Here is a 10,483-nt window from a genome sequence, read left to right on the forward strand (position 1 = left end):
TCAGTTTCCGCTGGTGCCCCTTTCGGCCGAAACCTTTCCCAGGGCGGACAGCGCGCCGAGCGTCAGCCGGCTGGTGAACCGCCGCTCGTCGCCGGTGACCGGATCGGTGAACTCCAGCACCCGCGCGAGCAGCCGCAAGGGCCGCGCGTAGTCCTCCGTACCGTCCTCCCGGACGACCGGATACAGCGGGTCGTCGAGGATCGGTATGCCGAGCCTGTTCATGTGCACGCGCAGCTGGTGGGTCTGGCCGGTCTCCGGCACCAGCCGGTACCGCCCGAGCCCCGCCCGCCGCTCCAGCAGCTCGATCCGGCTGACGCTGTTCGGCTCGCCCGGCTCCTCCCGGGCCGCGAGCACACCCCGCTCCTTCACGATCCGGCTCCGCACGGTCACGGGCAGGGCCAGGCCGGGGTCGTACGGGGCCACCGCCTCGTACTCCTTGCGCACCCGCCGGTCCCGGAACAGCGTCTGGTACGCGCCCCGGTCCTCCGGCCGTACGACGAAGAGTGCGAGCCCCGCCGTCAGCCGGTCCAGCCGGTGCGCGGGCTGCAGCGCGGGCAGGTCCAGGGCGCGCCGGAGCCGGGCCAGCGCCGTCTCGGTCACATGCCGGCCGCGCGGGGTCGTCGCCAGGAAGTGCGGCTTGTCGGCGACGACGATCCGCTCGTCGCGGTACACGACGCCGACCTCGAACGGCACCCGCTCCTCGGCGGGGAAGTCCCGGTGGAACCACAGGTAGCGGCCCGCTGCGTACGGCTCGTCCCCCGCGACCGGCGCCCCGTCCGCGCCGACGAACCGGCCCTCGGCGAGCATCGCCTCCACCCGCCCGGCGCCGATCGCCGCCGCGTACCGCCCGACCAGGTGGTCGCGTACGGTCGCCCAGCTCCCGTCGGGGTCGGCGGGCAGCCGCAGCCGCACCGGGTCGACACCGGCACGCTGCGGCAGCGGGGCCGCCGGGGGCTTCGTTCTCCGTCTCACCGCCCCACCGTAAGCGGTACGGTCACCTCGCCCGAGCCGCGTGCCGACCCGCCGCCGACCACGCGCACCCGGAACGGCCGGTCCGTTCCGCGCGCCCTCACCCGCACCGCGCCGTCCGCCGTCCGTTCGACGCCGTACGTGGCGGCCGGCGCCCCGGCGTGGTCCGGCACCGCGACCGTCCGGCCGCCCGCCGTGGCCCCTGCTCCCGGGGCGACGAGCAGCGTCAGGCCCGCCGTCCAGTCGCCGTCCGGCCGCTGGTCGTCCGCGCCGAGCGGCAGCACCGCGCCCGGCCGCACGTACAGCGGCAGGCTGTCGAAGCCGTGCCGCTCGCGTCGCCACCCCGGCCCGGTGACCGTCTCGCCGGTCAGCAGGTGCGTCCAGACGCCCTCCGGGAGGTAGAACTCGACGTCCCCCTCCGCCGTGAACACCGGCGCCACCAGCAGGTCCGGGCCGAGCATGTACTGCCGGTCCAGCGTCCGGCAGCCCGGGTCGTCCGGGAACTCCAGCAGCATGGGCCGCATCAGCGGGACCCCGGTCCGGTGGGCCTCCACCGCCGCCCCGTACAGGTACGGCATCAGCCGGTGCTTCAGCTCGGTGAACCGCCGCGCCACGTCCACCGCCTCGTCGCCGAACTCCCACGGCACGCGGTACGACGTGTTCCCGTGCAGCCGGCTGTGCGAGGACAGCAGCCCGAAGGCCAGCCACCGCTTGAACACCCCCGGATCGGGCGTGCCCTCGAAGCCGCCGATGTCGTGGCTCCAGAACCCGAACCCCGACAGGGACAGCGACAGCCCGCCGCGCAGCGACTCCGCCATCGCGGTGAACGACGAGAAGCAGTCGCCGCCCCAGTGCACCGGGAACCGCTGCCCGCCCGCCGTCGCCGACCGCGCGAAGAGCACCGCCTCGCCCGCCCCGCGCTCCTTCTCCAGCAGCTCGAAGACGCACTGGTTGTACAACTGCGCGTAGTGGTTGTGCATCCGCTCCGGATCGGAGCCGTCGTGCCACACCACATCGGTCGGCACCCGCTCCCCGAAGTCGGTCTTGAAGCAGTCCACGCCCTGGTCGAGCAGGCCCCGCAGCTTCGACTGGAACCACGCGCGCGCCTCCGGGTGGGTGAAGTCCACCAGCGCCATCCCGGCCTGCCACAGGTCCCACTGCCAGACGTCGCCGTTCGCCCGCCGCACCAGATAGCCGCGGCGTGCACCCTCCTCGAAGAGGGCCGACTTCTGCGCGACGTACGGATTGATCCACAGGCTGATCCGCAGCCCGCGCTCCTTGAGCCGCGCGAGCATCCCCGCCGGATCCGGAAAGGTGTCCGGATCCCACCGGAAGTCCGTCCACTGGTACGCCCGCATCCAGAAGCAGTCGAAGTGGAAGACGGACAGCGGGATGTCCCGTTCCGCCATCCCCTCCACGAAGGACGTCACCGTCTCCTCGTCGTACGGCGTGCAGAACGACGTCGTCAGCCACAGCCCGAACGACCAGGCCGGCGGCAGCGCGGGCCGCCCCGTCAACGCCGTGTAGCGGGCCAGCACCTCCTTCGGCGTCGGCCCGGCGATCACGTAGTACTCGATCGACTGGTCCTCGACGCTGAACTGCACCTGCCCGACCGACTCGGAGCCGATCTCGTACGACACCCGCCCCGGGTGGTTGACGAAGACGCCGTACCCCCGCGAGGAGAGGTGGAAGGGCACGTTCTTGTACGCCTGCTCGCTGCTGGTGCCGCCGTCCGCCTGCCAGATGTCGACGCTCTGGCCGTTCTTCACGTACGGCGTGAAGCGCTCGCCGAGCCCGTACACGTACTCGCCCACCCCCAGCGCGAGCTGCGCGACCATGTGGTGCGCGCCGTCGCCGGTGGTGGCGAACGCGGTGCCCTTCGGCTCGACGGCGGTCAGCCGCCGGCCCTCCGCGTCCAGGAAGGCCAGCCCCCAGGGCCCCTCCCGGTCGAGCCGTACCGTGAGCGGCCCGCTCGTCAGCTCGGTCACGGACCCCTCGCGGCGGGTGCGCGCCGCGTACGGTGCCCCGTCGCTCCGCAGGGCGAAGTCCGGCCCCCGGTGCGCCTTCCCGGCGTGGTGGGTGGCGCGGACGCCGATGACGCCCTCGGCGGGCGAGAAGCACTCCACGGTGATCAGCGGCGAGTTGAGGGTGTGCCCCCGGTGCTCCACGCGCCGGACCGCCGCGTACGCGGTGAAGTGGTCGTCGCTGACGTGCAGGTCCCGCACCTCGGTGGCGTACGAGACGTGGACGCCGTCGCGCATCAGCCAGAAGCCGTCGGTGAACTTCACAGCGCCCCCAGGGAGACGTAGGTGTCCAGGGCCGCGGCGATCCGGCTCCAGGTGGCATGGTCGCGCTCGACGGGCGGCAGCGTCTCGCCCTCCCCGGCGCCCCAGGCCGTCGCCACGGCCACGGGATCCCCGCCGCAGGCCGCCCCGGCGGCGAGCGCGGCGGCGCCCAGGGCGACGAGCTCGGTCGTACGGGGCACCACGACGGCCCGCCCGGAGAGCCGGCGCACGGTCTCCACCCACGTACGCCCCTGGGCGCCGCCCCCGACGAGCCGCAGCGGCACGTCCGTACCGGCGGTCCCGGGCAGCGCGTCCAGCGCCCGCAGCACCGTGAAGGCGGCGCCCTCGTACGCGGCCCCGAGGAGCTGCTGCGGGGTGGTGGCGTGGCGCAGCCCCGTGAGCAGCCCGGAGGCGCGCGGCAGGTCGGGGGTGCGCTCGCCGTCGAGGTACGGCAGGAGGACGGCCTCGCCGCCGGGCGCGGCATCCTCGCGGTCCAGCCCGAGCAGCGCGGCGACCTTGTCGACGGCGAGCGTGCAGTTCAGCGTGCACCCCAGCGGCAGGTACGTCCCGGGGCCGTCGGCGGCGGCGAAACCGGCGAGCGCGGCCGTGGCGGGCCGGGTGCGGGTGGCCGCGAAGACGGTCCCCGAGGTGCCGAGCGAGACCACCGGGTGGTCGAGGAGCCCCGCCCGGCCGAGCCCCAGGCCCACGGCGGCGGCCATGTTGTCACCCGTACCGGCGGCGACCGGGATGCCCTCCGGCAGCCCGAGCTCCTTCGCCGCCGAGCCGGTCAGCGTCCCGACGGCCGTGGCCCCGCCGGGCGCCACGGCCGGCAGCAGGCCCGCGTCCAGCTCCAGCATCTCCAGGAGGAAGGGGTCGTACGCCCCCGTCGCGGTGTCGTACCAGCAGGTGCCCGAGGCGTCGCCCGGATCGGTCGCGGCCGCCCCGCTCAGCCGCTCGGTGAGGAAGTCGTGCGGGAGCCGTACGGCGGCGGCCGCGTCGGCCGTGCGCGGCTCCTGCTCACGCAGCCACCGCCACTTGGCGGCGGTCATGGAGGCCACCGGCACCGACCCGGTGCGGTCCAGCCAGCCCTGGGCGCCGAGCTCCCGGGTGAGGGCGGCGGCCTGCGGCGCCGAGCGGGTGTCGTTCCACAGCACGGCCGGGCGCAGCGGCCGCCCGGCGCCGTCCAGGACCACCAGCCCGTGCTGCTGCCCGGCGACCGCGATACCGGTGACGGCCCGCGGGTCCAGTCCCCGCAGGGCCTCGCCGACGGCCTCGGTGAGCGCCCGCCACCACTGCTCGGGGTCGCTCTCGCGGGCGCCGTCCGAGCCGCTGACCGTGTGGGCGGCCCGCCCCATGGCGAGGACCCGCCCGGAGGCGGCGTCCACCACCGCCGCCTTGGTGGACTGCGTGGAGCTGTCCACGCCGATGACGACCGGGGACGACGGCATCGCGTACCTCTTCTCGGTTCTCGCGCTTCTCGCGGTTCTCGGTTCCCGCGGTGCTTGGCGGCGGAGCATCCGTAGCGTATTAGTAATGCGAGAAAACAAATAGACCTGGAGGCCCGGACATGCCGGAACGCTTCATTCCCACCCCCGAGGACACGTTCACCTTCGGCCTGTGGACGGTGGGCTGGCAGGGCGTCGACCCCTTCGGCACCGCCACCCGCCCCGCCCTCGACCCGGTCGAGTCGGTGGAGCGTCTCGCCGAGCTGGGCGCGTACGGCGTGACCTTCCACGACGACGACCTGATCCCCTTCGGCTCCTCCGACGCCGAGCGCGAGACCGCCGTCAAGCGCTTCCGCGCCGCCCTCGAACGCACCGGCCTCAAGGTGCCGATGGCCACGACGAACCTCTTCACCCACCCGGTCTTCAAGGACGGCGCCTTCACCGCCAACGACCGCGACGTCCGCCGCTTCGCCCTGCGCAAGACCCTCCGCAACATCGACCTCGCCGTCGAACTCGGCGCCACGGTGTACGTCGCCTGGGGCGGCCGCGAGGGCGCCGAGTCCGGCGCCGCGAAGGACGTCCGCACCGCGCTCGACCGGATGAAGGAGGCGTTCGACCTGCTCGGCCAGTACGTCACCGAGCAGGGCTACGACCTGCGCTTCGCCATCGAGCCCAAGCCCAACGAGCCGCGCGGCGACATCCTCCTGCCCACCATCGGCCACGCCCTGGCCTTCATCGAGCGCCTGGAGCGCCCGCACCTGGTCGGCGTCAACCCGGAGGTCGGCCACGAGCAGATGGCGGGCCTGAACTTCCCGCACGGCATCGCCCAGGCCCTGTGGGCGGGCAAGCTCTTCCACATCGACCTCAACGGCCAGTCCGGCATCAAGTACGACCAGGACCTCCGCTTCGGCGCCGGCGACCTGCGCCAGGCGTTCTGGCTGGTCGACCTCCTGGAGAGCGCCGGCTACGCGGGCCCGCGCCACTTCGACTTCAAGCCCGTGCGCACGGACGGCTCCGACGGCGTCTGGGAGTCCGCGAAGAACTGCATGCGCAACTACCTGATCCTCAAGTCCCGCGCCGCCGCTTTCCGCTCCGACCCCGAGGTCCGGGAGGCCCTGGCGGCCTCCCGCCTCCCGGAGCTCGCCCGCCCCACCGCCGAGGACGGCCTCGCGGGCCTCCTGGCGGACGCCTCCGCCTACGAGTCCTTCGACCCGGAGGCGGCGGCCGCGCGTTCCCTGTCCTTCGAGCGCCTCGACCAGCTGGCCCTGGAGCACCTGCTGGCGACCCGCTGAGACCCGTCCGGGTTCACGGCGCTGGGGAGCGGGTTCACGGCGCGGGAGCGGTTCTGGAGGCGGGGGCGTGGGACGGGGCGGCACCCGCCCGCTCCACGTACCCCGCCGGGTCCGCGATCACATCCCGCACCACCAGCGCCGCGGCCCCGCGCGCCGCGTCCCCGGAGGACGACGACGCCCGCAGCCGGCCGCTGCCCGCCGGCCACAGGCCCGAGACGACGCGCTCCGTCAGCTCGCGGTCCGCCGCCGGGCCGAGCCAGGGCATCAGGCCCCGGTAGATCCCGCCCAGCACCACCGCCTCCGGGTCCAGCAGGTTCACCGCACCCGACACCACGAGCCCCAGCATCCGCCCGGCGCGCTCCAGCGCCGCCACGGCCGCCGCCTCCCCGCGCCGGGCCCGCCGCTCCAGCCGCGCCACCCCCGGCACCCCGGCGGCCTCGTCGAGGCCCGCGCCCCGCAGCAGCGCCGCCTGGCCCGCGTACTGCTCCAGGCAGCCACGGGAGCCACAGCGGCACTCCGGCCCGTCGCGGTCCACCACCACGTGCCCGATCTCCCCGGCGAAACCGTGCGCCCCGCGCAGCAGCTCCCCGTCGACGACGAGCGCGCCGCCCACGCCGATCTCGCCCGACACGTACAGGAAGCTGCGCACCCGCTCGGGGCCGCCGAACCACAGTTCGGCCAGGGCGGCCGCGTTGGCCTCGTTGTCCGACCCGACGGGCAGCGCCGGCCGCCCGGGCAGCAGCCCGCCCAGCGCCCGCCCGAACAGCTCCTCCGCCGCCACCCCGTTCCAGCCCAGGTTCGGCGCCTGGCGCACACTGCCGCCCGAGACCAGGCCCGGCAGCGCGAGCCGTACCCCGGCGGGATCCAGCCGCTCCGCCGCCGCCGACTCCAGTGCCCGCGCCGCGATCCGCGCCGCCCGCTCCAGCACCTCGGCCGGTTCCGCGCCCCGGTTGTCGAGGTGCTCGGTGAGCCGTACGCGGTCGGCGCCGGAAAGGTCCACGACGCAGACGGAGACGTAGTCGATGTTGATCTCCACGCCGAGCCCCGCGGGCCCGGTGCGCGCCACCCGCAGCGCGGTTCCCGGCCGCCCCGCGTGCCCGCTGAACGTCTTGCCCGACTCGGTGAGGAACCCGCTCACCATCAGCTGCTCGACCAGCGACGACACCGCCGCCCTGGTCAGCCCGACCCGCGCCGCGACCGCCGCCCGGGTCACCTCGCCCTCGTCGTACACGGCCCGCAGCACCAGGCTCAGGTTGTGCCGGCGCACGGTCGCCTTGTCGGCCTTGGGCTCCAGCGGATCCAGCGTGTTCCTCATCGTGCGGCCGAGCCTATGCGAACCCCGCCCACACCGAAGAGCGGGCCCGGTCTGCCGACCGGACCCGCTCTCCTTCTCTGTGTCCGAGGGGGGACTTGAACCCCCACGCCCGATAAAGGGCACTAGCACCTCAAGCTAGCGCGTCTGCCATTCCGCCACCCGGACAAGGTGTCTGTCTCGCGGCCCGTGGCCGTTCCGACGTGGAAAACCATAGCAAACATTCGAGGGGCTCGATCACGCCCCCGCCCGTACCGGGGGAGGGGGCAGGATGAGAGGACCCAGCAGCAGCTACGCGGGAGGAACCAGCGTGAGCGAGTCGAGCACGGCACGAACCGCCAACGTCACGGCGGGCGAGGACGAGGTCACCGACCTCTGCCGCGACCTCATCCGGATCGACACCAGCAACTACGGCGACCACTCGGGCCCCGGGGAGCGCGCGGCCGCCGAGTACATCGCCGAGAAGCTCGCCGAGGTCGGACTCGAACCGAAGATCATCGAGTCGCACCCGGGCCGCGCCTCCACCGTGGCGCGCATCGAGGGCGAGGACCCGTCCCGGCCCGCGCTCCTCATCCACGGCCACACCGACGTCGTCCCCGCCAACGCCGAGGACTGGACGTACGACCCCTTCTCCGGCGAGGTCGCCGACGGCTGCGTCTGGGGCCGCGGCGCGGTCGACATGAAGGACATGGATGCGATGACCCTCGCGGTCGTACGGGACCGGCTGCGCAGCGGCCGCAAGCCCCCGCGCGACATCGTGCTGGCCTTCCTCGCCGACGAGGAGGCGGGCGGCACGTACGGCGCCCGCCACCTGGTCGACAAGCACCCCGGGCTCTTCGAGGGCGTCACGGAGGCCATCGGAGAGGTCGGCGGCTTCTCCTTCACGGTCAACGAGAACCTGCGCCTGTACCTGGTGGAGACCGCCCAGAAGGGCATGCACTGGATGCGGCTGACCGTCGAGGGCACGGCCGGCCACGGCTCGATGACCAACACCGACAACGCCATCACGGAGCTGTGCGAGGCCGTGGGCCGGCTCGGCCGCCACACCTGGCCGGTCAGGGTCACCAAGACCGTGCGGTCCTTCCTCGACGAGCTCTCGGACGCGCTCGGCACCCCGCTGGACCCCGAGGACATGGAGACCACGCTCGCCAAGCTGGGCGGCATCGCCAAGATGATCGGCGCCACGCTCCGCAACTCGGCGGCCCCCACCATGCTCGGCGCCGGCTACAAGGTCAACGTCATCCCGGGGCAGGCCACCGCCCATGTGGACGGGCGCTTCCTGCCCGGGTACGAGGAGGAGTTCCTCGCCGACCTCGACCGGATCCTGGGCCCGCGCGTCCGGCGCGAGGACGTGCACGCCGACAAGGCGCTGGAGACCAGCTTCGACGGGGACCTGGTGGACGCCATGCAGACCGCGCTGCGGGCGGAGGACCCGATCGCCAGGGCCGTGCCGTACATGCTCTCCGGCGGCACCGACGCCAAGTCCTTCGACGACCTCGGCATCCGCTGCTTCGGCTTCGCGCCGCTGAAGCTGCCGCCCGAGCTGGACTTCGCCGGGATGTTCCACGGCGTGGACGAGCGGGTGCCGGTGGAGGGACTGAAGTTCGGCGTGCGGGTGCTGGACCGCTTCATCGACGCCAGCTGAGACCCGTGAGGGCTCCAACCGGGCGATTAGTCGGCTGAAACGAAACTCCAATAATCGACCGCCTGTGCACATGCGACCGAAAAGGGTGAACACGGTCATCACGACGTAGCCCCATTACCTCCCCCTCGTTACAGGTGGTGCGGTCCGCGGCTGGGATCGCATTGCCAACAAGGAGGAATAATGATCAAGAAGGTCGTCGCCATCGCGGCCGCCACCGGGGGCCTGGTTCTGGCGGGCGCCGGCATGGCCGTCGCCGACGCGGGTGCGCACGGTGCCGCTGTGGGCTCCCCGGGTGTCATCTCGGGCAATGTGGTTCAGGTTCCCATCCACATCCCGGTGAACGTCTGCGGCAACACCGTCAACATCGTCGGCCTGCTGAACCCGGCCTTCGGCAACGTCTGCATCAACAAGTGATGCCTGGGCCTCGGCCCGCAAGGGTGTGAGGCCCGGTCGGCCCCGGAGCGCGCGCGACGCGCTCCGGGGCCGGCGGACATGACGCCTCCGCGCGGTGTGCCCGGGGGTATTTCCGGAGCCCAGAAGGCAGGGAACTAGCTATGCGACAGGTCACGCGAAAGGGCCTGACCATCATGGCGGCCGCGGGCGGGGTACTCGCTCTCGGCGGCGGGTACGCACAGGCGCACAACGGCGCCGGCGCCCACGGGGCCGCGACGAACTCCCCGGGCGTCGCGTCCGGGAATTCGGTCCAGGCACCGGTGAGCGTGCCGGTGAACGCGTGCGGCAACTCCGTGAACGTCGTGGGGGCGCTCAACCCCGCGTTCGGGAACAGGTGCGCCAACAAGTCGAGCGGGGCCAAGGCGAGCGGCGCGACCAGCAACTCACCCGGTGTCGCGTCCGGCAACAACGTCCAGGCGCCGGTGAACGTGCCGGTCAACGCCTGCGGCAACAGCGTGGACGTCGCCGGCGCGCTGAACCCGACGTTCGGCAACGGCTGCGCCAACGGCCACGACAAGCCCGGCCACCCCGGCAACCCCGGCCCGGGCAACCCCGGGAACCCCGGACCCGGCAACCCGGGTAACCCGGGCCCCGGTGAGCCCGGCCAGCCCGGCCCGGGCAACCCCGGCCCCGGTGAGCCCGGCAACCCGGGTAACCCGGGCCCCGGTGAGCCGGGCAAGCCCGGCCCGGACGAGCCCGGGAAGCCCGGCCAGCCGGCCAACCCGGACGAGCCGACCACTCCGGAGCAGCCCGGTTCCCCGGTCGAGCCGAACGAGCCCGGCGCCCAGACCGTCACCCCGCCGAAGGCGGAGGACGAGCTGGCGCAGACCGGTGCGGGCGCCCTCGGGATGCTCATCCCGGCGGGTGCGGGCCTCCTGCTCGGCGGGACGGTCCTCTACCGGCGCGCCCGGCAGTCCTCGTAGTCACCGACGGTCGCCGTCGGTAGTCGGTCACCACGCACGCCCATCGACGGAGCGGGGGCCGCACCGCGGGGGCCCCCCCCCCCCCTGGCTTCCCTTTCCTCACCCCCCCCAATTGAGCGGACCTTCCGCAGCAAGCGCCGGCGTACACCCCCGCGACCG

The 10,483-nt window shown here is 73.6% G+C and carries 8 protein-coding genes and 1 tRNA gene; 4 read left to right on the plus strand and 5 right to left on the minus strand.

The features are described 5' to 3' along the window. The 3 genes from ACZ42X_RS16075 to xylB are packed head-to-tail and all read right to left on the minus strand — an operon-like array spanning position 1 to position 4,702. Positions 1-972, minus strand: a complete 972-nt coding sequence (locus ACZ42X_RS16075; RefSeq protein ID WP_468289601.1) for an RluA family pseudouridine synthase — start codon at positions 970-972, stop codon at positions 1-3. Beyond that, positions 969-3,257, minus strand: a complete 2,289-nt coding sequence (gene yicI / locus ACZ42X_RS16080; protein ID WP_468289603.1) for an alpha-xylosidase — start codon at positions 3,255-3,257, stop codon at positions 969-971. The genes ACZ42X_RS16075 and yicI overlap by 4 nt, the downstream gene beginning before the upstream one ends. Continuing rightward, on the minus strand, positions 3,254-4,702 hold the full coding sequence (xylB, locus tag ACZ42X_RS16085) for a xylulokinase (RefSeq protein ID WP_468289606.1): 1,449 nt from the start codon (positions 4,700-4,702) through the stop codon (positions 3,254-3,256). The genes yicI and xylB overlap by 4 nt, the downstream gene beginning before the upstream one ends. A 119-nt stretch (positions 4,703-4,821) precedes the next feature. Here xylB and xylA point away from each other — a divergent pair, with 119 nt between their 5' ends. Further along, positions 4,822-5,991: a xylose isomerase gene (gene xylA, locus ACZ42X_RS16090; RefSeq protein ID WP_468289609.1), complete on the plus strand. Its 1,170-nt coding sequence runs from the start codon at positions 4,822-4,824 to the stop codon at positions 5,989-5,991. A 34-nt stretch (positions 5,992-6,025) separates the two neighbouring features. Here xylA and ACZ42X_RS16095 read toward each other — a convergent pair whose 3' ends face one another. After that, positions 6,026-7,306, minus strand: a complete 1,281-nt coding sequence (locus tag ACZ42X_RS16095) for an ROK family transcriptional regulator (protein ID WP_468289612.1) — start codon at positions 7,304-7,306, stop codon at positions 6,026-6,028. An 80-nt stretch (positions 7,307-7,386) separates the two neighbouring features. Continuing rightward, a tRNA-Leu gene (locus ACZ42X_RS16100) sits at positions 7,387-7,471 on the minus strand. Between the two features lie 142 nt (positions 7,472-7,613). On the opposite strand from ACZ42X_RS16100, the gene ACZ42X_RS16105 reads away from it, so the two are divergent. The 3 genes from ACZ42X_RS16105 to ACZ42X_RS16115 all read left to right on the plus strand — a co-directional run bounded on the left by ACZ42X_RS16105 (position 7,614) and on the right by ACZ42X_RS16115 (position 10,324). Then, on the plus strand, positions 7,614-8,948 hold the full coding sequence (locus ACZ42X_RS16105; protein WP_468289615.1) for a M20/M25/M40 family metallo-hydrolase: 1,335 nt from the start codon (positions 7,614-7,616) through the stop codon (positions 8,946-8,948). 180 nt (positions 8,949-9,128) lie between these two features. After that, a complete protein-coding gene (locus tag ACZ42X_RS16110; RefSeq protein WP_361422098.1) occupies positions 9,129-9,362 on the plus strand; it encodes a chaplin in 234 nt (77 codons plus the stop codon). 140 nt (positions 9,363-9,502) lie between these two features. After that, the gene (locus ACZ42X_RS16115) at positions 9,503-10,324 is read left to right on the plus strand and encodes a chaplin (protein WP_468289618.1); all 822 of its coding nucleotides are present in this window, start codon (positions 9,503-9,505) and stop codon (positions 10,322-10,324) included. The last annotated feature ends 159 nt before the right edge of the window (positions 10,325-10,483 follow it).

The organism is Streptomyces sp. NPDC030862, assembly GCF_055571835.1.

Bases quoted from the DNA above. Each gene is read 5' to 3' on its own strand.
- ACZ42X_RS16110 (WP_361422098.1), top strand. From the start codon at position 9,129: ATGATCAAGAAGGTCGTCGCCATCGCGGCCGCCACCGGGGGCCTGGTT.
- ACZ42X_RS16095 (WP_468289612.1), bottom strand. From the start codon at position 7,306: ATGAGGAACACGCTGGATCCGCTGGAGCCCAAGGCCGACAAGGCGACC.
- xylA (WP_468289609.1), top strand. From the start codon at position 4,822: ATGCCGGAACGCTTCATTCCCACCCCCGAGGACACGTTCACCTTCGGC.
- ACZ42X_RS16115 (WP_468289618.1), top strand. From the start codon at position 9,503: ATGCGACAGGTCACGCGAAAGGGCCTGACCATCATGGCGGCCGCGGGC.
- xylB (WP_468289606.1), bottom strand. From the start codon at position 4,702: ATGCCGTCGTCCCCGGTCGTCATCGGCGTGGACAGCTCCACGCAGTCC.